This is a genomic window from Trueperella bonasi, assembly GCF_030811535.1.
Classification (GTDB): Bacteria; Actinomycetota; Actinomycetes; order Actinomycetales; family Actinomycetaceae; genus Trueperella; species Trueperella bonasi.
In genome coordinates this window covers 1,691,052-1,713,614 of the sequence record NZ_JAUSQX010000001.1, presented here as the reverse complement: position 1 = coordinate 1,713,614, position 22,563 = coordinate 1,691,052, and the positions used below count along the sequence as shown (strand labels likewise).

Here is a 22,563-nt window from a genome sequence, read left to right as displayed (position 1 = left end):
AGCGTATCTAGCCGCGGCCGGTTAGCTGCCAGGCGTCCTCGTCGTCGTCGGATTCGTAATCGTTAGCGTCGTAGTCGATCGGGTCCTCGGCGTAGCGGTCAGTTTCCAAAACAACCGTGCGCCCGTCGTCTTTGTCATCGATATCCACACCGGCGCCGGCCTCAGAATGCGCGTACGGCCGCGATTCGCCGTCGGGAGCGCGAGTAACATCAACATCACCAAAATCAGCGTCGGCGTAATCGTCGGATGAGCCGTGGAGGCTGTCCGTCTCGCCTTTAATATAGGCGACGACGTCGTCGAGCTGCTCGGGCGTCACAAGCACGTCACGCGCTTTCGAACCTTCGGAAGGCCCAACAATTTCGCGCGATTCGAGCAGATCCATCATGCGCCCAGCCTTGGCAAAACCGATGCGCAACTTGCGCTGGAGCATGGATGTGGAGCCAAATTGCGTGCTCACCACGAGTTCTGCGGCCTGTAAAAGCGTTTCGAGGTCATCGCCAATATCGTCGCCAATGATCTTCTTTTCCGCTTTCGGAATCACGTCCTCGCGATATTCGGGCTGCATTTGAGCCTTGACATGCTTAACAACCTGTGCGATTTCATGTTCCGTGACCCACGCGCCCTGTACACGTACCGGAGTGGAAGCACCCATGGGATGGAAGAGGGCATCGCCCATGCCGATCAACTTCTCGGCGCCGTTTGCGTCCAGGATGACCCGCGAATCCTGATTCGAGGAAGTCATGAACGCTAGGCGCGATGGAATATTCGATTTGATCAGGCCGGTCACCACGTCCACCGATGGGCGCTGGGTAGCAAGCACAAGGTGTATGCCGGCCGCCCGTGCCAACTGAGTGATTCGCTGGATGGATGCTTCCACGTCTTTTGGCGCAACCATCATGAGGTCTGCCAATTCGTCGACGACGACGAGCAGGTACGGGTAGGGCTGCAGCTTGCGCTCCGAACCTGGCGGCGTGGTCAGCTTTCCGGAACGAATTGCCTCGTTGTAGTCGTCGATTTGCTTGTAGCCGTAGTTCGCGAAGTCCGCGTAACGCTGGTCCATTTCACGCACCACCCAGTCAAGGGCGTCGGCGGCTTTGCGCGGATCGGTAATGATTGGCGTAACCAGGTGCGGGATACCCGCATAGATTGTGAGCTCCACGCGCTTGGGATCGACGAGCACCATCCGCACCTCTTCGGGGGTTGCGCGCATAAGGATCGATGTGAGCATCGAATTAATGAACGAAGACTTACCGGAACCGGTGGCTCCCGCGACCAGCATGTGTGGCATTTTCGCGAGATTTGCGACCACGTGTTTACCGGCCACAGATTTACCAACAGCGACGACAAGCGGATGGGTTTGCTTGCGGGCCACGGGGGAACGCAAGACATCGCCAACCATGACTGTTTCACGGTCGGTATTCGGAATTTCGATACCGATCGCCGATTTTCCTGGAATCGGTGACAGGATGCGCACGTCGGCCGTCGCCACCGCGTAAGCAATATTCTTTTCCAGTGAGCTGACGCGATCGACTTTGACGCCCTGGCCGAGTTCAACCTCGTACTGGGTGACAGTCGGGCCTCGCGTAAAACCAACCACCTCGGCTTCCACGCCGAAATCGCGAAACACGCCATTGAGGATTTCGACCGTTCGTTCGTTGGCCTCCGAATGTTCAACTGCAGGCGCGCCCTCTTCGAGCAGATCGCCCGGCGGGAGGGTATAGGTGATGTTTGATGACAGTTCCAGCTGCTCTACACGGGGTGGAAGCGGTTCGGGCTTTGGTGCCTTCTTTGGCTCTTGCTTCGCAGCTTGTTCCTGCTTGCTGAGCTCTTTAGTCCCTGCCTTCTGTGCTGGCTTCGCCGAACGTGCGAGTTTGGGTTCATCTACCTGATCGCCTGCCGAGTTGGTGGGTGTATCGGGCGATTCGCTAGGCATGGCCTGGATGTCGCCGTCTCGCTTGCCCCTACGTACCCGCGAGCGTCGCTTGGCCGGTTCGTCCATGACCTCGGTCTTCGCCATCTCCTCGTCAGCTTCACGCTGCTTGGTACGCAACTCACGCTGGCTCTTAAACCAATCAATAATTTGCCGCACCGAGGTATCCGTCGAAAACAGCATCGCATAGGTGCCAAGCAATACCAGGAGTGGCACTGCACCCCATTCAGAGACGAGCGCCGTCAGCAGCCCGCCAGACAGCCAGCCCAGGACTCCGCCGGCGCTTTCGACCGCTTCAAAGGAAATCGTCGGATCGGGTTGGCCCATCGCAATATGCAGGATTCCCGTGATTGCAACAACAAGCAGGGCAAGGCCGATCACAAATCGGCGGTTGGTCCTTCCAGTCGACTGGCGAAAGAGCTTAACTGCAATACCGACGAACATGACCGGCACGAAGATTGACAGGGCGCCAACAGGCCCAGCAGCAGCATGGTGAATGACGTCGCCAAGAATTCCAGACAAGCCGAACCACTCTCGCAATGCGACGACGATCGCGAGCGCGAGCATGATAAACGCTAGGCCCTCATGCGATTGAGAGCTTTCACTAGCCTTCCGCTCTTTGCTGGTGCTTGCGCGGTTCGACGCGTTTTTGCTCCGAGCCATGTCTCCTCTTCCGTGGGCAAAATCCAGTTTCACCCTAGTGCGCGACGTCCACTCAACGTGCGCCAACGCGCCGAGTGGTGGAAAATGTGAGCTTTTTTCACGTGCGCTAGGTCGCTAGGATAGCTTCATGAGTATTTCAGTGAGTGTACCCAATGAAACATTTCGGAAGATGGTTGAAAATAGCGGGTGCGAGGTTGACATCGTGGACTGGGACCTCAAGTCGCCCGCTCCCCAAGATTTCATCGACCTCGTGCTTTTGCCACTAATATCTGACAAGCCCGACCTATCGCTACTTGGCACGGTAGATTCACGGCTGGTTCAGGCTTCTTCCATCGGTTTTGAACACATCACACCACACATTGGCGACAAGCCGCTTGCCAACGCGACGACGGTGCACGAGACCTCAACAGCCGAACTCACGCTCGCGCTGATCTTGGGCCAGATGCGCGGGATGCAGCGGATCGTGCGTTCCCAAGACGAAGGTGTGTGGGATACGTTTACCGCGCCCGGTTTGGCTGATAAAAAGGTCTTACTTATCGGTTACGGCGGCATCGGCAAGGCCATCGCCGCGCGGTTGGCACCGTTCGAGGTAGACCTTTATCGAGCAGCTACCACGCGCCGGGAGGACGAACACGGCATCATCTATGGAACCGAAGAGATCAAGGATCTGTTACCGCAGATGGACATCGTGATCCTCATCGTCCCAAGCGCCGAGTCAACGATCGGCATGGTCGACGACGAGTTTCTCTCCCTCATGAAGGATGGCTCCCTCATCGTCAACATGGCCCGCGGGGTGGTTGCTGACACGGATGCGCTCGTCAAGCACGCCGACCGGCTGAAGATCGCGTTCGACGTCGTCGACCCCGAACCCCTACCGGAAGGCCACCCGTTGTACTCCCATCCGAACGTGCTATTTTCAGCGCATATGGGCGGATACTCCGATGCCCTATGGCCGCGGCTCACGGCGCTTGTTCAACGCCAAATCCGCGCGCTAACCAATGGGGATGAACCGGAGAACGTGGTGAACTAGCTTCCTTCGACGACAGTCGGAATAATCATCGGCTTTCGCCGTAGCTTGCGCGATACCCATCGGCCAATCACCCGCCGCATGGCCTGCTGCATCTGGTGGGTGGTCGACTTCGGATTGCTGACCGCCTCATCAAGGGCCTTGCGCACGTCGGGCATGATGTCGTCGAATACCGCATCGTCTTCTGCCATTCCTCGTGCTTGAATATGCGGCCCGGAGAGCACCTTTCGGCCTTCCGTGTCCACAACCGCGAAGATCGCGATGAATCCTTCTTCGCCTAGCGTTATGCGATCGGTAAGCTCTTCTTCGGTGATTTCACCCACCGAGCTTCCGTCAACATACACGTATCCCACCGGCACTTCCCCGACGACCGAGGGCACGCCGTCGACCATGTCGATCACGGAGCCGTTGCGCGTCAAAAGCACGTTTTCCGTTGGAACGCCCGTCGAAACGGCAAGCTTTCCGTTCGCCACCAGGTGGCGGGCCTCGCCGTGTACAGGCATAACGTATTCGGGTTCGACGACGTTATAAAGGACGAGGATCTCCCCTGAGAAAGCGTGGCCAGAGACGTGGACGTGAGCGTTACCGGAGTGGATCACCTTCGTGCCGAGCTTGGTCAGCTGGTTGATCAAGCGGTTCACGGATTCCTCATTGCCCGGGATGAGCGAGGAGGCGAAGACGACCGTATCGTTCGGCCCGACGGTGATCGAACGATGATTTCCGTTGGCAATCCGTGAGATGGCCGCCATGGGCTCACCCTGAGAACCGGTTGACATGTAAACGATGTCCTCGTCCGGTAGGTTCGCTGCCTGCCCAAGTTCAACGAGAGTACCCTCGGGGATCGACAGGTAGCCTAATTCGTGTGCAATACCCATGTTGCGTACCATCGACCTGCCCACGAAACACACCTTGCGATCGTGTTTCACAGCGGCGTCAATGACCAACTGAACGCGGTGGACGTGGGAGGCGAAGGAAGCCACGATTACCTTACCGCGAGCCTGATCCATCGCCTCGTCCAGCGCAGGAGCGATCGTCACCTCTGAAGGCACAAAGCCGGGCACCTCGGAATTGGTAGAATCAATGAGGAGAAGGTCAACGCCGTCGTCGGCAACTCGGCCCATTCCGCGCAGATCGGTCACCCGACCGTCGAGCGGCAGCTGATCCATTTTAAAATCACCCGTGTGTAGCACGGTTCCCGCATTCGTATGAATCGCCACGGCAAGCGCGTCCGGGATCGAATGGTTGACCGCAATGAACTCGCATTCGAAGTTGCCGATCTTTTCCACATCGCCTTCTTCTACGACGAGCGAATACGGCTTGATCTTGTGTTCCTCGAGTTTCGCTTCAACCAGGGCGATGGTGAGCTTTGATCCGATCAGTGGAATATCTTTGCGTTCACGCAGTAGATAGGGAACGGCTCCGATGTGGTCTTCGTGCCCGTGGGTAAGCACAATGCCGTCGATCTGGTGGAATTTGCCCTGTAGATAATCAAAGTCGGGCAAGATCAGATCCACGCCTGGCTGGATCACCTCGGGAAAAAGGACGCCGCAGTCGACGATCAGGATACGACCGTCAATTTCGAAGACGGTCATATTCCGACCAACCTCTTCTATGCCACCAAGTGGAACGATTCGAAGAGTACCGTTGTCAATGGACGGGGGAAGATTAGATTCAGTCACCCGCCCATTATCTCACGCTTTGGCCCAAGCCCTAATTTATCCGCTCACTACGAAGCTACAGGTAACCATCTGCCTGGAGAGCCGAGCGCAACTTATCGATTTCCGCCGCGGATGCTCCCACCAGTGGTAAGCGCACGGCTGCCGATGGAATAACTCCAAGAAGCTTCATGGCTTCCTTCGCCATCACGGCGCCCTGACCGCCACCCATAATCGCGTCGATAATCGGGGCCTGCTTGGCGAATTCGGCGCGGGCTGCGGGCAGATCGCCGTCATCAACCTCTGTAACGAGCGCGCGCAAGCCGGAAGCGATCACGTGACCGGCCACCGAAACCACACCCGAAGCTCCGTGTGCGAGCCAGGCGAAATTCAGGGCGTCGTCGCCCGAATAGTATTCCAGGCCAGTTCGCGTGATGCGCTCAAAGCCCTGCGGCACGTCGCCAGTAGCGTCCTTGACGGCTTTGATCTGCGGGTGCTCGGCGAGGCGATCGAGGGTGTCATCGGCGATCGCTACCCCCGTCCGTCCGGGAATGTCGTACACCATGACCGGCAGATCTGTGGAATCCGCGATCGCAACAATGTGCTGGTACACACCTTCTTGACTTGGGCGGTTGTAATACGGCGAGACAACTAGCAGACCGTCCGCGCCCGATTCTGCAGCTCCCTTAGCGATCCGAACTGCGTGCGCGGTGTCATTCGAACCTGCACCGGCGACGATCATCGCGCGCTCGCCGACCGCGGCCTTAACTTCGCGAACGAGCTCGTTCTTTTCAGGCTGATGCGTCGTTGGCGATTCGCCGGTAGTGCCAGAAAGCACGAGGGCATCGCAACCGTCGCTGACGAGCTTATCCGCTACTTTGAGCGCGCTATCAATGTCGATAGAACCGTTCGGATTGAACGGGGTGACCATCGCAACGGAGACGGAACCAAAAGATCGTGAAGGTAAATGAGCCATGCACACACTTTACCCTCTGCAGGGCATCACAGATAGATCTTTCGAGATTCGGACGCGTCAGTGACACAATGAATCTATGACTGACTTGCAATACGTGCGCCCGGCACGTTCCGAAGACGCGCTACCGATCGCCCAAATTCAGGCCCAAGCCATGATGGAAGCCATTTCGGCAGGCCTTGACCGGCGGGCATCAGATTCCGTGCGAGCACAGCTCGAGGTTGGCACGCTCGCCTCAACATGGATGATGACGATCGGTAATATGCCGTCGACGAACCATCAGATCCTGGTGGCCATCAACGACGACGAGGTGCGCGGATTCGCTGCGGTGGCGCCCAGTGCGCCCGCAATTTTGGATGGCGACGACCAAGGCGGTCTGGACTCGGAAACGGGCCAGCCGCGCGTGGCTTACGAGATCACAAACCTGCATGTACCACTAAAATTTGCGGGCGAGGGCCACGAAGCACGGCTTCTGGCCGCGATCACAGACACCGTGGAGGATGCCACCGAGCTTCACATGTGGGTAATCGCCGGCTACGACCAACTCACGCACTTTTTAAACGCCTCAGGATTTGCTCCCCGGCCGATCCGGCGTGTCGCCAAAGTTGATGATGGCGAGGTGGCCGAACACCTGTGGTGGACTACCTTGACCGACGCCTAGCGCCGCACTTACCCACCACTCGGCGGACCGTTTCCCACCTGCGAGGCTCTTTGACCAAATGCGAGGGGAAGTAACCCTCGCATTTGGCCAAGACCCCTAACGTTTGGGACGTACACGAGATGCTAGAAAGGACGTAGCGAGATTCGCCAAGAAATTGTGGAACCTCAGTTGGTTGTGAGAGGCTCGACCGTCAGGAACTAAGCAACGGGGCGTTAGTCGAGTAGGGCACGTAGCTCGGCGGCCGAAAGCCCGGAACTTGCCGAGCCGGCGTCGTTAGAAATAACGCCGAGTAGGCGACGCTTGGCGTCCTGCAACGCCACCACTTTTTCCTCGATCGTGCCGCGAGAGACCATGCGGTACACGTGCACCGGCCGGGTTTGACCGATACGATGCGCCCGGTCAACAGCCTGCTCTTCCGCTGCCGGATTCCACCAGGGATCGGTAAGGATCGCGTAGTCGGCCATCGTCAAATTCAAGCCCGTGCCGCCGGCTTTCAAAGAAATCAGGAATACGGGAGCCTCGCCCCGCCCGAAGCGTTCGATCAGATCGGCACGGTTCTTCGTGCTGCCATCGAGATACAAATACTCGATTCCCTCGGCAACTAAGCGTTGCACGATCAGTTTCAGGAAGCGCGTAAACTGGCTGAACACCAAAACCGTGTGGCCTTCGGCAACAAGATTGCCCACGAGCGGGGCAAGCTCGTCAAGTTTCGAAGGCGGAGCCTGCGATTGTTCATCGACAAGCCGTGGATCGATAGCCAACTGGCGCAAACGAGTCAGGGCGGACAGGATTTCGATCCGGTCCTCATCAGAAAGCCCGAGCACTCGCTGACGTTCCTTTTCAAGTTGCACATCGTAAAGCCGCCGGTGTGCGCTGGCTAGCTCGACGGTGAGCACCTGCTCCTGCTTGGGCGGAAGATCGAGCGCCACAGCATCTTTTGTGCGGCGAAGCAAGAACGGCGAAATACGCCTGCGTAAGGTATTCATTAGTTCGCGCGCATCCTCGGATCTTGGCCCGGTCAGGCCTGCCGCTTTCTCAATCGGCTTGCGGAACGCGTCACCAAACTTTTCTGCGCTTCCCAGCAGGCCGGGCGCCGCTAGCGCAAACATCGCCCACAACTCCGTCAAGTTGTTTTCGATCGGCGTGCCCGTCACCGCGAAGACCGTCGGCGCTCCCAAACTTGCCGCGACCGCGAATCCTTTCGATTTGGGGTTCTTCACGTTTTGTGCCTCGTCCAGCACCAGCCCGGTGATCCCCAGCTGCCGGTAGTCCTCAGCTTCCAGGCGCATCAGCGTATACGAGGTAACGACGACGTCGGCTCCCCCGGTGACTTCAGCGAGACTCTGCCCGCGTATCCGTTCAGTTGCCTCAATCCCGACGACGTTCAGGCTCGGCGTGAACTTGCGGGCCTCACTGACCCAGTTGCTCACCACAGATGTCGGCGCAACGACGAGCCACGGGCTGCTCGGCTCGCCGTGCGCGGCCTTCTGCTCTCTGTCGCGCAGAATCATCGCCAACATTTGGAGCGTCTTTCCAAGGCCCATATCGTCGGCAAGGAGGCCGCCAAGGCCAGCTTGGCGCAGGTGGGCCAACCATTGGAAGCCCTCAACCTGGTAGGGCCGCAAATCCGCCTCGAGCGTTTTGGGTACCTCGATCGGGCCGGGTTCTGGCGCGTTTCGAACCGCTGCGAACCAGCGATGCTGGGATGTTTCCACGATCCCCAGGTCGAGCAGTTCTTCCCACCACGAACGGCGCACTTTGGGCACGCGTAGCCCGCGGCGGCGGGCATCTCCAAGCTGGCGGGCCTCGGCGATAAGGGCTTTCAGTTTCGCCAGATCATCGCTGTCAAGGTCTACGTATGCGCCGTTGATGTAGAGGTAGTTCTGCCGGGAAGCAAGCGCCCGCAAAAGCTGTGCGATTTCGACCTGCGTTCCATCAACAACGACGCGCATCGTCAGATCGAGCCAGTCCCGGCTTTCTTCGACGTCGAGACTCACCTGAACGTCATTGGCCCGGTGGTAGGCTGGCCCGTCGTCGATAACCTCCACGCCCTCGGCCCGCAATTGCTCAATCAATGGCGTTAGCAAGAGCAAGTCCTCTCCCCTGATGGTCGACGTGCCTACTAGAGTTCCGTCAATCATCGCTGGACATAGTTCATCCACAGTACCTACTGCCCGATCGAGTATCTCGCTTTCTTCATCCTCCTGCCGCGTCGAATCGGGTGTCGACCACAGCGGGTGCACTCGCCCACTGTGCTCATCGCCGTACGCCCACTCCCAAACGGCCCGCACGTTCGGATGCGGCTCACCCGCCGTCGTCGTTAAAGTAAGCCGCAGACGTGGCTTTACTGGTGCTGGCAGCTCGTAGTTGTCGGTGAGAATCGGGGCGGACTCACGTAGGCGCGGAAGGTAGTCGCGTTCAAATTCGCCGCGATCCGCTGCCGGAATCGTCACCTCACGGTTGGCAAACCTACTCCACTCTCCGCTGGGCACGGGATCGAACCAGGCGAGCCTCAGCTCATCGGTATCCCAGACGGCCGCCTGGCTCGGCTGGCCGATCAGCATATAGTCCGCGCTCATCCGAGGATGCGAAATGCCAGTGACCACTTCCAATGCGCCGCCGCGATCGGCAAGATTGATGAACGGGATGATCGGATCATCGTCGATAACCACACGCTTGTAGCCGTTTGCGTTGACTAGCTCAACACCGGCCGCAATCATGTTCCTCATAAGGTCGCCCACAAATGGCGATTTTACGTAGTTAAGCAAGATTGAATCTGAGCCGACCACCACGCTCGATCCTGCTCCCAATTCACATGCCGCGATGAACTCGCCAATCGCAGCCACGTGTTCGGGCACGTAACCAGAAAGCCGCCCGGGCCTCAAAGCGGCGAACGAGATTCCCGATTTTACCCACTTTCTGCGCTTGCCCATACGCAAGGGAAAGGCATGCAAGTGCCCCGCCGAACGCTGCTTCCAGATCGGGATATCGGGGTTAACGGGCCGCGGCGGCGCAAAATCGATCGCGATCGCCAGCGGCGAGGGATCATCTTCAAGAACGCCGAAAACATCGTCAAGCTCGCGCTTCCAACCCGAACGCGCGGGCACCTTCGCGGCCGAAGTTATACTTGATGGCAGCAGGTCGAGGGCAATATAGGCCGCCGACACGCAATGCTTGCAGTTGTAGCCAACCGGGCAGGTGCAGCTTCCAGAGAACTGGACAAGCTGCGCCCCTTCAGGTTCGTAGTTAATCCACTGGCGGTAGATTTTTCCACCCGAGCCGGAAGTCGATGCCTCGATCCAGCCTTGGACATGGCTGATGATTTCCGATTTACCCTGAACTGCATAAATCATGCCGCGCGCAAGCGAACCGGCATCTACAAAGCGTTCAAGCCCATAAGTTTGTGCCATCACACCTACATGTCGAGTAACGGTTCCAGTCCGTAGGTCAGGCCCGGGCGTGATCCAACCTTGCGAACCGCGAGCAAAACTCCTGGCATAAAGGAATCCCGACCGAAGGAATCTTGGCGAATCGTCAGCTGCTCGCCGGGGTTGCCAAACAAGATTTCCTCGTGTGCGTACAGGCCGCGCAGCCGCACAGCGTGCACGTTGACCCCGTCGATCACTGCGCCGCGTGAACCGTGCGGGTCCGTCTGAGTGGCATCCGGGCTAGAAAGTCCCGCCTCTGCCCGGACCTCGCCGATCCGGCGGGCCGTCGTCGTCGCTGTGCCCGAGGGGGCGTCCACCTTATCCGGGTGGTGCAATTCGATGACCTCAACGGATTCGAACATCGCCGCCGCCTTCTCGGCAAAAGACATCGCCAATACCGCCGACAGCGCATAGTTCGGCGCAATCACGACGTTCTTTCCGGCCTGATTGGCGTGCTCAGCCACCTTTTCAAGCCGCTCATCGCTCCAGCCGGTTGTCCCAACGACGGCGTGTGCGCCGGCATCGAGAATCGCGTGCACGTTCGCATCGGTGGCACTTGGCACGGTGAACTCAACGGCCACTTCGGCGCTAGCCAACGTGTCCGAAGAAATGGCATCACCTTCATCTAGGCGAGCCACCAACTCGAGATCCTTCGCCGCCTCGATTGCTTCACATACAGACTGGCCCATCCGGCCCGCCGCTCCAACAACTGCTACTTTCATGTCACTTCCAATCCTAGTTTGCCGGTCCGACGGTAATTTGCGACCGCGGCCCGCTCGCGATCTCCTGCGCGAGTTGTTGAATATTTTCGGCCGTTACCTCGCGGGCCTCAGCAACCAACTCGTCGACCGATCTGAGCGAACCGCGCACGAGCTCCGCATACGCCAGACGCCCGCGCCTAAACGAATTATTTTCAGAAGCAAAAATCAGCTGAGTCCGACGCCGACGGAAAGCCGTCTCCACCTCTTCAGCTCGCACGCCCTCACTGGCAATATCGTCAATACATTCGGACATGATGCGGGCAACCTCGTCGGTGGCCTCGGGAGCACACTGAGCCGACATCCCCACGATACCGCCCTCATTATGCGACGACGACCACGCGTACGTCGTATAGGCAAGCCCGCGCTCTTCCCGAACCTCATTGAATAGCCGCGAAGACTGCCCGCCACCAAGAATCAATTCCAGCGCGATCAGCGTGGATTCCCGCTCATCTTTGAGGGTCAAACCGGGCATTCCAACGACCACCGCGCTCTGGCGGCCCTGACGTTCAATGAACGCCGACTGCCCGTCGGTGTACCGAATGTCAGCAACTAGCCGGCGCGGAACCGGCACGCGTGCCGAAAGTTCCCATCCCGCAGCTTCCAACAGCGCACTAACCATCGCGCAAAGCTCTGCGTGATTGATCGCGCCTGCGGCGCTCACGACCAACTCTCCCGGATGATAATTTGCGCGATAGTGATCGAGAAGGTGTTCGTGATCCAAAGCGGACACCGTGTGGCGGGTGCCGCCGATGGGCCGCGCGTTGGGATGGTCCCCCATCACCAAGAGCTGGATCTCTGACTCGGCAACCGATGTCACGTCGTCGTCGGAGGCTGCCAGTTCTTCCAAAATAACTTGCCGCTCAAGCTCCATATCTTCCCGTCTGAGCGTCGAGCGAACAATCATGTCGACAAGCAGGTCGAGCAACTGCGGCACGTCGCTTTCGAATACGCGCCCGTAGTAGATCGTGTACTTGCGGGAAGTGGCCGCGTTGAGCGTTCCACCCAAATAGTCCCCAAGGGCCGAAATATCCGCTGCACTGCGAGTATCGGTCCCCTTAAACATGAGGTGCTCGAGAAAATGGGTGGACCCTTCGGCGCCGACTTCTTCATCGCGCGAACCAACACCGACACCAAGCCCAAGAGCAACCGACTTTTGTCCCGGAACGAACTGAGTGATCACGCGAATACCGCAGGGAAGCACGGTTCGTTCCGTAAGAATTCCGGAGTCATCGAATTCGATCGTGCCAGGATGGTGCAAAGCGAGTTCAATAGCCATAACTCGACTACTCTAGCGCACCGACACCCTCAGCTACACTGGACTATCCCCAGCTTCGGAAAGATGCGCCTTTCAGTACCGACATACCAAGAGAGCATACTTGCTCACAGCCATTGTGAGATTCCCGCATCAATTCGATGGCAGTGCCCGGTTTTCCGGATGTCTTCGATTGTTGGTGCTTGAACACGCCAGGTGCGCGCACTAGGTTTAAAGAAGGGTGAAGGGCGTTGTATTTGTTTAGCGGGCCAGCGTTTTGCTGGCATACACGGTGGCGCCGATAGTACGCCATCTCGATCACTCACTTGTTCCGTCTGCTACTTGCAGCTACTGGCTTGCGCGAGTATCGCAAGAGCATTCTTGGGCCAAACTAAGGTAGATAAATGTGCTCCCTTCACCAACAAGATTCTCAAGCGCCAGACTCGGTCGAATCCGGCGCGGGTTCGGCAGGAGAACTCATTGCCCCCCTTTTTTGACTTTGGGGCAGCTCGCTTCACTTACAGACGTTTCCTACGTGTACCTGCGAAATATGGTCGCCCGCCGTGCTCACGCGTATCGCAAATATGAAATTCGAAAGTCGAAATCCGCGAGGAGCACTCGTGACATCGCCGAGCCGAAACCCAGCTCAAACACGTTCAACGCTGGATTCTCGATAACATCTTGTCCGATCATCCACATTCGGAAGTTAGCTTCGCCTACCAGAAGAGCAAGTCAGCACTGTAGGCCGCGAAACTTCATGTGGGTTGCGATTGGATGCTAAAGCTAGATCTGCATAATTTCTTTCCATCGATTCGCGAAGATCGTATTTTCGATGTGCACCGAACGCTTGGCTACGGCAAGCTCTTCAGCTTCGAACTTACCCGGCTTTCAACTGTGCCCGAGGAAGAGTACCGCATCGAAGCCGCCCCGTGGGATGAGCAAGTCCTGATCCGAGTGGAAGCACTCAACAAATATCCGGTCATCGGAGGGTATTCCCGGGCGGATCGTGGAGTTCTGCCCCAGGGGTCACCAACCAGTGGCGTTCTAGCGAATATTATTGCTACGGGTATGGACCTGGAACTCGTGGAATTCGACCGTGAAAACGGGCTTACCTACACGATCATGCTGAGCACGTTGGCTTTTATTCTGCGGAATCTTTCGCCAATCATGTGGGCGGTTTGATCAGCCACTTCGCGCACGCTGATCCTCATCGAACTTTGCTTTGGCAAGCTAAGCTTCAATCAGCCCGAGCCAGCTCAAGTTTAGAAATAGAAACTGAGTAAACTAGCTTTTTCGACAACGGTCACCCGCGCATTCCTCGTTTCTTTCGACGCTTCGCTCGAAGCTCCCGTGCGCGCGACCCAGCGAGGCTCCCCCTCGCCGTTCTCCTTCTCATCGTTCATAATTCTGTGACTCAGGCTACCCGTAAAGCTTGAGCACGTACAGCTTAAAGCCCTGCACAGCCTACATTCCCTGACATAGCTTAAACCTGGTGAAAAAAGTGTGATCCTGAGCCGAACGATCGAGGATCGCGCTAATATTCCGCCATTTGTCAGATTATTTTCACGGATTCTTGGTAAAAGGACTTGATGCCCTTAACAAACCGGACAATCTGCAACGCTCGAGGGCTGCTTACGGAGCTCCATCTCACCTACGGGGATCCATCTGACTCACGGAGCTCCATCTCACCCACGGAGATCGGTAAGCCAAGAATTTGCTGTTTTTAGCTGGTTTACCAACCGCCTGCGAGACTTAGCGCCCCCCGTAAACAAAAGCGCCCCCGCGGAGCTTTGTTTCATACCCGGGGACTCGCTACACCAAAGGGGGTATGTCGGCCGACTAGGCTCCGTCGGTCGACTGGCGTCTATCTCGCCAATAACCACAGCCATAAACCAGTAACACGATCGAGCCCGTAAGCTCACATTCCTTGGAAAGCCAAAGGTGGGGGTGGCATCCAAATGCCACCCCCACCTTGCTAAGCGTCTTTACTCGTCGTCGTTTTCACGAGTGCGAGTACGGCGCCGACGGCGCTCACCACGCGGGCGCTCCTCACGATCCTCACCATCGCGGTTACGGCCGTTGTTGCGGCGGCGCGGGCGCTCATCTTCTTCGGACTTATTGGCTTCCTCGGCAGCGAGCTGCTCCTCAGTCAGAACGGCGTTCAGCGAAAGCTTGCCACGCTGATCGATTTCAGCCAGTTCAACCTCAACCTTGTCTCCAACATTGAGCACGTCCTCGACGGCGTCAATGCGCTTACCGCCAACCAAGCGGCGGATCTGCGAAATGTGTAGCAGACCGTCCTTGCCTGGCGAAAGCGAAATAAACGCGCCGAAGGTGGTGGTCTTGACAACCGTGCCAACAAACCGTTCACCAACCTCAGGCATCTGCGGGTTAGCGATCTGGTTGATCGTGTCACGAGCCGCGTCAGCCGCGGTACCGTTATCAGCGCCAATGAATACGGTGCCATCTTCCTCGATCGAGATCTCAGCCCCGGTGTCTTCTTGGATCTGGTTGATCATCTTGCCCTTGGGGCCAATAACCTCACCGATCTTGTCAACTGGGATCTTGACGCTGATAATGCGCGGCGCGGTTTCAGCCATTTCCTCAGGTTCGGGCGCGGCCTGTTCCATAAGGTCCAAGATCGCGATGCGCGCATCGTGCGCCTGCTGAAGCGCTGCGGCCAGAACCTCGGCAGGAATTCCATCGAGCTTGGTATCAAGTTGCAGGGCGGTCACCATGTCGCGCGTACCGGCCACCTTGAAATCCATATCTCCGAGCGCGTCTTCCGCACCGAGAATATCGGTCAGGGCAACGTAGCGCTGTTCGCCGTCGATCTCACCGGAAATCAGACCCATCGCGATACCGGCAACCGGAGCCTTGAGCGGAACGCCGGCGTTGAGCAGCGAAAGAGTCGATGCACACACGGAACCCATCGAAGTCGAGCCGTTGGAGCCGAGCGCCTCGGACACCTGGCGGATCGCGTACGGGAATTCATCGCGCGATGGCAGCACCGGAACGAGCGCGCGCTCAGCGAGCATGCCGTGGCCGATCTCACGGCGCTTGGGCGAGCCCACTCGGCCGGTTTCACCGGTCGAGTACGGCGGGAAGTTGTAATGGTGCATGTAGCGCTTGGACGTGATCGGCGAAAGGCTGTCCACCTGCTGCTCCATCTTGAGCATGTTCAAGGTGGTCACGCCCAAAATCTGGGTTTCGCCACGCTGGAACAGTGCCGACCCGTGAACCCGCGGTAACACCTGCGTTTCAGCGGTAATCGTGCGGATCTGATCGGGCGCGCGGCCGTCCATGCGCACGCCCTCGGTCAAAACACGACGGCGCATGGCCTGCTTCCAATGATCGTTAACGGCGAGCGTCAGAGCCTGCTCGCGCTCCGGGTAGTCTTCCGACATTTCTTCAACGATTTTCTCGGTGAGTTCGTTGAGGGCGTCGTCGCGTTCGTGCTTGTCCACGATTCCCCACAGGTCATCGAAGGACTTGTCAAGCTTTTTGCCGACTGCTTCGTATTCCTCGTCCTCGTAGGGCAGGAAGCGTGGAAGCTCTTCGGTTTCCTTGCCGGCCTTCTCCACAAGTTCGGCCTGCGCTTCACACAGCACGCGAATGTGCTTCTTGGCAGCTTCGAGGCCTTCGGCAACGGTTTCTTCGGTGGGCTTGACCCCGCCACGCTCAATGTTCGGCAGCACGTCGTCACCAGCTTCGGCTTCAACCATCATGACGGCGATATCCTCGCCGACGATCCGGCCCGCGACGACCATCTGGAAGGTCGCGTCCGGCAGCTGGCTGAACTTCGGGAACGCGACCCAGTCGCCATCGATCAGCGCGATACGTACGGCACCAACCGGGCCCGAGAACGGGAGTCCGGAAAGCTGGGTGGACAGTGCGGAGGCGTTCATAGCGACGACGTCGTAGGCCTCGTCTGGATGGACCGAGAAAACGGTGGCAACGATCTGAACCTCGTTGCGCAGGCCCTTGGCGAACGCCGGGCGAAGCGGGCGGTCGATCAGGCGGCAGGTAAGAATCGCCTCGGTGGTGGGGCGCCCTTCCCGGCGGAAGAACGACCCGGGGATGCGCCCTGCCGCGTACTGACGCTCTTCGACGTCAACCGTGAGCGGGAAGAAATCGAAATGTTCCTTCGGCTGGTTGGACACGGCCGTAGTGGCTAGGACGGTGGTTTCCTCATCGAGGTAGGCCAACGCCGAGCCGGCTGCCTGACGAGCAAGCAGGCCGGTTTCAAAACGAATGGTACGGGTGCCGTGAACGCCATTATCAATGACGGCTTCGACAAATTTTACGTCTGGACCCTCCATGGATCTCCTTTTCTATGTGCCCGCGGCCATCGATCATCATCACCGCTGCGGGAGCGGTAACCACAACCGAGGACCGACGGGGTCTTCTATCTGCAAATCTTAAATTTTGTCTCACTTAGCGTGTGAGGAACGAGAAACGGCCCGCTCCATCACAGGGGCGGGCCGAGTAGCATCTAGCGGCGAAGGCCGAGACGCTGGATAAGATCGCGGTAGCGTTCGATATCTTCCTTCTGCAGGTATGACAGAAGGCGCTTACGCTTACCAATGAGCAACATCAGGCCGCGGCGCGAATGATGATCGTGCTTGTGGCTGCGGAAGTGCTCGGTCAGTTCTGAAATACGAGCCGATAGCAGTGCAACCTGCACTTCGGGAGAGCCGGTATCGCCCTCATGAGTCGCGTATTCCTTGATGATTTCGTCTTTACGCTCCTTGGACAGAGCCATACGATTCTCCTTCTACTCGTTGCACGGAGCCCGGGGCTTGTTCTCCCAAGCGCTGACGTTCCGTGGCCGATCGAACGGCTCCCCAAGTTTAGCACGCACTCAACGCCTGCCCACCTGCCGGGTTAGGTGAGATGCGCCTCTACTAACGTGCGGTTACGTCGGCCGGATCGACCCGGTACGACACGGGCACACCAAGGATTTCGGCCGTCTTTCGCAGGTCGTCATCCATCTGCTCTTGGAGAGCCTCGACCGAGTCAAGCTTGAGCATGGGCCGTACGTAGTCCACGAAGTCGATCGCGATCTCTTCTCCGTACAGGTTCAAGTCTGCACGCCCGAGCGCGTGCGCTTCAACGGTTCGCACCTCGCCATCAAACTGCGGGTTGGTTCCGATCGAGATCGCTGCGGGAAGATGTACCGTGGCCGTCGAACCGGGGATCCGACGCACAAGCCAGCCGGCATACACGCCATCACGCGGCACTTCTCCGATGCCCTCCCCCGGCAGATTTGCAGTCGGAAATCCGAGTTCCCGGCCGCGTTTAAACCCATGTTCGACAACGCCGCGCAGTCTATGCGGGCGCCCGAGCACTTTGCCGGCCTCACGCACGTTGCCCTCGTCGAGCAATTCACGGATCCACGTGGAGGAATAACGCCGGCCCGACTTAGCATTCAGATCGTCGATCAGCGTCACCGTAATGCGATCACCGCCGTAAGTGCGTAAAAACTCGCCATTCCCAGCGTTCTTACGCCCAAACCGTACATCCTCTCCAACGACGACGGCCCGGGCCCCTAGCTTCCCGATCAACTGCTGATCGATGAAGTCTTCGGGCGTGGTCTGTGCGTAGTCCAAGTCGTACGCCTGCACCACGACGACGTCGATCCCCGCGGCCTCCAGCATGTTCAGCCGGTCATCCACCGTCGAAATCAGTGGCATGTTCGTCGCGGGATGGTGCACATGGCTCGGGTGCGGATCAAACGTGAGCACCACGGCGTCATAACCCAACTCGCGCGCCTGACGCACGGTCTCGGTCAAAATAGCGTGGTGCCCCTTGTGAACGCCATCAAAAATTCCGATGGTCACAACGGATGGACCGAGCGAGTAGTCCTCGGTTGAATAGATAACTTTCATCAGGCTCCGCGAAGCCCTAACTGCTTGCGTCCCTCAGACCTGTCGGGTGGCGCATTCACCGGCGTGTTTTCGGTGTGCTGGCCGCGTCGTTTGCCCTTGCCGCCGCACTGGCATCCACCAGCTCGACCATGTCCTCTTTGACGGCCATGACCTTGCCCGCGGCCGCCGCATCCACATTTTTCACTCATGTGCACATCGTAGCCGATCGCGCGCACGACATTGAGGGATGATTCCAGCCCGATCTTCGCATATACCAAGATCTTCCCGGAATCGTCCCCCAAATGTTCAGCCAATGTGCACCGCTTGTACATATCGTGCAGGCATCGATACCTCAGACGGTTACCGGTGCAAGCTCCCTAAGCAACGCGCAACTCGGTGAGCGGGCCTTTCCGTGAGGCGATCACCGCTGGAATGAGCGCCGTTACCGAATGCCGCCGCCGGAGCCGCCTCCACGCGCGCCGCCACCGCCACCGGATGACGAACTGCGACCGCCACCACCGGAAGAGGAACTACTACTCGATGACCGGCTTATCGCAGACTTATAAGTGCTCTCCATATGGTTGGAGAAATCGTGCGAAATTACCGTAGAAGTCTGAGTGATACTCGTCGCCTGCGTGTAAGTCGGATCAACGATATTGAACTGTCTAGCTACTTCCTCGGCGATGCCAAGGAATCCGGCCCAGATCATGTACTCATCCCACAGCAGCACATTCGAAGCTCCGCGCTCGTTTAAAAGCGAAAAATCTCGCAGGTAATTCTTAAACCCTTGGATGCGGTTCTTGAGTTCCATCCCTTCCTGGTTAATCCGCGTATGGGTTCTCGTGAATAGGCCAAAAGTCGTGGTCTCGAAAGTTTCGACGAGTCCTTGCTCTTTTAACTTTTCGCGGGAATACGCCCGAGCCGAGCTCTGCCACGAGCCGACTGAATCCGAGTTGCGCCGGGTGAATTTCTCGATTTCTTTGCGCTGTAAAGTGGCGTCATCTCGTGCCGCGCGAACAATGAAATCCCAGTAGGTTCGCTCGACATCGGAACGAAACACCGGCGTTCCTTCGATACGGAACGCGGCTTCCTCACGCTTAAACACCCACCCGGAAACATGTTGAACCTCGCGCAGGGCCCCGTCTTTAATCCACTGCAAAAGTAGTGCGGTGGCAAGCCCCGGCAGCGCGCTGCTAGCTACCGCGACGACGTCGGCAACCGGTCCCTGATACGGTACCTCCCGCCAGTAATCTTCCTTACCAACCGTGGGCTTCGCACCAAAGCTGAATAAACCGCGTGCCTCGTGTTGGCTAATTTGCTTGTTCTTGTCCTTTTTGTAGTACTCAAAGCCAAAAAACAAAACTATCGACCAAAACAGAAGTCCCACCATAGAACTCAAACCCTTGCCAAGCCCGCTAATGATCTCCTTCCAATCAAAATCTGGGGATTTGCGGCTCGTGCCGGAATCCTTCCACCCCCTAGTCGGGGAATCCCCACCATCGGGGTCGTCTTCCCAGATAGATCCTTCCTTTGCGCGGGCTTCGAGCGATTCCGAGGTATGCGGCATCGTGACAGTTGAGGTGAAAGGCGCCTGAGGGAAGATCGCCAAAAGAGTCATGTAGTCCCTCGCGGTAATTTCTGCCGTCGTCCTCATCACCAACGCCTCAGGCGTAATCTCTGTCTCGCCTTCAAAACCGAATCCCCAAATCCTCGAATTTTCCTGGTTGAAGGTTACGCCTTCGGCGCTCGTGAGCCGGATGGTTACATTCTCGGTACGCGTCATATTTTTGGGAATGAATTCCCAGTACACGGCCTGTGCGCCGTCCTCGAGGTTTTCCACGAAGTTCGTCACGGTGTACGTCATGACAGCCGTGTGCGTGCCGTAGTCGCCAAAGCCAAAGGCAAGTTCGTACCCGTCATAAAGAGTAACGACGCCGGACTTCCCCGCTTTTTCTAATCGGCTGCGGTCCACGTCCCATTCGCCAACATCCTCAAGCTGATGACCATTAAGCACAACAGAAAAACCGACAACATCTGACGGCCCAAGATTTTCCAGCGAAATATAGTGTTCGCTTCCCTCGTTCGCAGTGAACGTTCGCGTGTCGGTGATGACTGCCGAGCCGTCGGCTAGGATTTCCGCTTCGATCGCGATATCGGATATGACGTTCGCGGCCGCCGCCGGTGCAATGCCGACGACGGCGAACAGTACTAGTAGCGCGATCCAGATTTTCTTCATTGCCACGCCGGCATTTCGCGTTTACCGGGCGAGCTATCGAAGTAGTCTTGCTTAGCAAAACCAAAGAGTGCGCCCACGATCAACGACGGGAACTGGCTGCGGTATCGGTTGTATTTGGTCACGGTATCGTTGTACATCATGCGCGAGTAGCGGACGTTATTCTCAAATTTGTCCACCGCTCCCATCGCTCGGCCGAATGTTTCCGAGGCGCGCAACTCCGGATAGTTCTCAACGACCGCGTTAATCCGTGCCATCGCACCCAAGAACGCCTCATCATCGCGGACTACCTCGCCCGGCGTCGAATCCGGACGCACGGGGCTACGCTGCGCGATCACGTTGCGTAAAGTGTTCGCCTCGTGTTCAGCATACTTTTGCGTTGCACCAATCATCGAGGTCAGCGCGTCCCAACGCGATTCGATCTGCGCAGCGATCTGCCCCATCGCATTGCGCACATTTTCGCGCAACTGGACGAACTTGTTGTACGTGGCAATAACCCACAAGATGAGCAGAACCACCACTACGGCAATTCCAATTAAGATATACGTTGATGTCATAGCACGATTATCACACATCGAGCTACCGGATAATGTTAGCCCTCGATCGATAATTGCAGATCCGGTTTGAAGCGGCCCGAACGCGGCGACACGAGGGCAACCGGACGATCGCCTTTGAACGCTGCCGCCGGCCAGGGCTCCGAGCGCGCACCCTGCGATACCGGCTTGCGTTTTTCGATGAATATTCCGTTTCGCAGGGCGGCTTCTTCGGCGTCGTCGATCTCTATCACGGGAAAAATGGCCCGGCAGATTTCGGCCATCTTAGCCACTGGTAACGGCACTTCCCGTTCGACGCAATCGCGCAGATCTGCCACGCGCACGGCATTTGCCACGTCCCACGGCCCGATTCGCGTTCGCCGCAGACTCCTCAGGTGTGCCTGCGTGCCAAGCGCTCGGCCAACATCGCGGGCCAAGGCTCGCACATACGTTCCAGCAGAAGCGGTAACGACGACGTCGAACTGCCAAGTTGGCACCGATTCCCCGGCAATCTCCATGTTTCCATTCACGATGGTCGATGTGCGCTCAAAGCGGGAAACGTGAATCGGCCGGGCCTCGAGTTCAACGTCGTGACCCGCTCTGGCCAGATCATGCGCCCGCAAGCCATCGACTTTAATCGCGGACACGGTTGCGGGCACCTGCAAGATATCGCCCGTTAAGGCGGCCAAAGCTTTGTCTACTCGTTCCTCGCTCCCCTCGCCCAGCTCAGGCGCGCTGGCGGCGTAAAGCTGCCCGTCGGCGTCGTCGGTATCGGAACCCACACCCAAACAAATCCGGGCCTCATAGGTTTTTTCCGCTCCGACCAGGTACTGGATCAGTTTCGTCGTCCTACCAGTGGCAACGATCAGCAGGCCCGTCGCCATCGGGTCGAGGGTGCCCGCATGTCCAACTTGCCGGGTAGCGCCAAGCCGGCGTATCGCGCCAACCACGTCGTGGCTGGTCACACCCTGGTCCTTATCGATGAAGAGCACGCCCTGAGATGGTGAAGAGCCGCGGGGCAAATCGCCCCACGGCTTCACTCGTTCATTACGCGCAATCGCTCGCTGGCGATTGCGCTCGCGCCCTTGACGCACTAGACCGCTGAGCCCCCGCCAGTCGCTGAATCAGCCCCCGGTACAGGGGCTTCGCTAGCCTTGGGCTTACGATAGGGGTCGGCATCGCCTACCGGCTTCGCACCCTCAGCCCGGCGGCGAATCTCCTCATCACGCGCGCGGGCCTCGGCAAGCAATTCTTCCATTGTCTTAGCCGAGTCGGGTAGGGCATCCAAAATAAATTCGATGGTAGGGGTCAGCCGCAATCCGAGCTGTTTGCCCACCGAAGAACGGATCATACCCTTCGCCGATTCGAGCGCCTTACCAGACTGGATGCGCTCTTCCTCAGAGCCCATTACGGTGTAGAAAATGGAGGCGTGTTGCAGATCTCCGGTTACCCGAACGTCCGTCACAGTCACCATTCCTAGGCGCGGATCCTTTACTTTACGATCAATCAGGAGTGCCACGATCTGCTTGATCTGATCGGCCACTCTCTCAACGCGTGCACCTGCCATGATTCTCCTA

Annotated in this window: 17 protein-coding genes; 3 read left to right on the top strand and 14 right to left on the bottom strand. The window is 57.9% G+C overall.

Going from position 1 to position 22,563, the window contains the following annotated elements; translation table 11 throughout:
- Positions 1-7: 7 nt before the first annotated feature.
- Complete coding sequence (locus J2S70_RS07830) at positions 8-2,593, bottom strand: FtsK/SpoIIIE family DNA translocase (RefSeq protein WP_307683162.1); 2,586 nt, start codon at positions 2,591-2,593, stop codon at positions 8-10.
- Positions 2,594-2,720: 127 nt separating this feature from the next.
- Here J2S70_RS07830 and J2S70_RS07825 point away from each other — a divergent pair, with 127 nt between their 5' ends.
- Positions 2,721-3,623 (top strand): 2-hydroxyacid dehydrogenase, encoded by a 903-nt coding sequence (locus tag J2S70_RS07825; RefSeq protein WP_307683161.1) that lies wholly within the window; start codon positions 2,721-2,723, stop codon positions 3,621-3,623.
- On the opposite strand, the gene J2S70_RS07820 is transcribed toward J2S70_RS07825, so the two are convergent.
- Entirely contained in the window at positions 3,620-5,299 is a 1,680-nt protein-coding gene (locus J2S70_RS07820) for a ribonuclease J (RefSeq protein WP_307683160.1), read from the bottom strand. The two genes, J2S70_RS07825 and J2S70_RS07820, sit on opposite strands and share 4 nt — an antisense overlap.
- Before the next feature lie 55 nt (positions 5,300-5,354).
- Positions 5,355-6,251 carry a 4-hydroxy-tetrahydrodipicolinate synthase gene (gene dapA, locus J2S70_RS07815; RefSeq protein WP_307683159.1) on the bottom strand — a complete coding sequence of 299 codons (897 nt, stop codon included), beginning with the start codon at positions 6,249-6,251 and terminating at the stop codon, positions 5,355-5,357.
- 76 nt (positions 6,252-6,327) lie between these two features.
- Here dapA and J2S70_RS07810 point away from each other — a divergent pair, with 76 nt between their 5' ends.
- Positions 6,328-6,909 (top strand): hypothetical protein, encoded by a 582-nt coding sequence (locus J2S70_RS07810; protein WP_307683158.1) that lies wholly within the window; start codon positions 6,328-6,330, stop codon positions 6,907-6,909.
- A 212-nt stretch (positions 6,910-7,121) separates the two neighbouring features.
- Here J2S70_RS07810 and J2S70_RS07805 read toward each other — a convergent pair whose 3' ends face one another.
- The 3 genes from J2S70_RS07805 to J2S70_RS07795 are packed head-to-tail and all read right to left on the bottom strand — an operon-like array spanning position 7,122 to position 12,374.
- Positions 7,122-10,319 carry a DEAD/DEAH box helicase gene (locus J2S70_RS07805; protein WP_307683157.1) on the bottom strand — a complete coding sequence of 1,066 codons (3,198 nt, stop codon included), beginning with the start codon at positions 10,317-10,319 and terminating at the stop codon, positions 7,122-7,124.
- 5 nt (positions 10,320-10,324) lie between these two features.
- On the bottom strand, positions 10,325-11,059 hold the full coding sequence (dapB, locus tag J2S70_RS07800) for a 4-hydroxy-tetrahydrodipicolinate reductase (RefSeq protein ID WP_307683156.1): 735 nt from the start codon (positions 11,057-11,059) through the stop codon (positions 10,325-10,327).
- Positions 11,060-11,072: 13 nt separating this feature from the next.
- Positions 11,073-12,374 carry a M16 family metallopeptidase gene (locus J2S70_RS07795; protein WP_307683155.1) on the bottom strand — a complete coding sequence of 434 codons (1,302 nt, stop codon included), beginning with the start codon at positions 12,372-12,374 and terminating at the stop codon, positions 11,073-11,075.
- A gap of 750 nt (positions 12,375-13,124) precedes the next feature.
- On the opposite strand from J2S70_RS07795, the gene J2S70_RS07790 reads away from it, so the two are divergent.
- A complete protein-coding gene (locus J2S70_RS07790) occupies positions 13,125-13,532 on the top strand; it encodes an RNA-dependent RNA polymerase family protein (protein ID WP_307683154.1) in 408 nt (135 codons plus the stop codon).
- Between the two features lie 803 nt (positions 13,533-14,335).
- Here J2S70_RS07790 and J2S70_RS07785 read toward each other — a convergent pair.
- From J2S70_RS07785 to rbfA, 8 genes are all read right to left on the bottom strand, one after another.
- Positions 14,336-16,672, bottom strand: coding sequence for a polyribonucleotide nucleotidyltransferase (locus J2S70_RS07785; RefSeq protein WP_307683153.1), 2,337 nt, complete (start codon positions 16,670-16,672; stop codon positions 14,336-14,338).
- A gap of 173 nt (positions 16,673-16,845) precedes the next feature.
- Entirely contained in the window at positions 16,846-17,115 is a 270-nt protein-coding gene (rpsO, locus tag J2S70_RS07780; RefSeq protein ID WP_307683152.1) for a 30S ribosomal protein S15, read from the bottom strand.
- Positions 17,116-17,257: 142 nt separating this feature from the next.
- Positions 17,258-18,241, bottom strand: coding sequence for a bifunctional riboflavin kinase/FAD synthetase (locus tag J2S70_RS07775; protein ID WP_307683151.1), 984 nt, complete (start codon positions 18,239-18,241; stop codon positions 17,258-17,260).
- 55 nt (positions 18,242-18,296) lie between these two features.
- Positions 18,297-18,425, bottom strand: a complete 129-nt coding sequence (locus J2S70_RS07770) for a hypothetical protein (RefSeq protein ID WP_307683150.1) — start codon at positions 18,423-18,425, stop codon at positions 18,297-18,299.
- A gap of 237 nt (positions 18,426-18,662) precedes the next feature.
- Positions 18,663-20,456: a DUF2207 family protein gene (locus J2S70_RS07765; RefSeq protein WP_307683396.1), complete on the bottom strand. Its 1,794-nt coding sequence runs from the start codon at positions 20,454-20,456 to the stop codon at positions 18,663-18,665.
- On the bottom strand, positions 20,453-21,010 hold the full coding sequence (locus tag J2S70_RS07760; protein ID WP_307683149.1) for a LemA family protein: 558 nt from the start codon (positions 21,008-21,010) through the stop codon (positions 20,453-20,455). Before J2S70_RS07760 ends, J2S70_RS07765 begins: the two co-directional genes overlap by 4 nt.
- 35 nt (positions 21,011-21,045) lie before the next feature.
- Positions 21,046-22,080, bottom strand: coding sequence for a tRNA pseudouridine(55) synthase TruB (gene truB / locus J2S70_RS07755; RefSeq protein WP_307683148.1), 1,035 nt, complete (start codon positions 22,078-22,080; stop codon positions 21,046-21,048).
- Positions 22,080-22,553 (bottom strand): 30S ribosome-binding factor RbfA, encoded by a 474-nt coding sequence (rbfA, locus tag J2S70_RS07750; RefSeq protein ID WP_307683147.1) that lies wholly within the window; start codon positions 22,551-22,553, stop codon positions 22,080-22,082. The genes truB and rbfA overlap by 1 nt, the downstream gene beginning before the upstream one ends.
- Between the last annotated feature and the right edge of the window lie 10 nt (positions 22,554-22,563).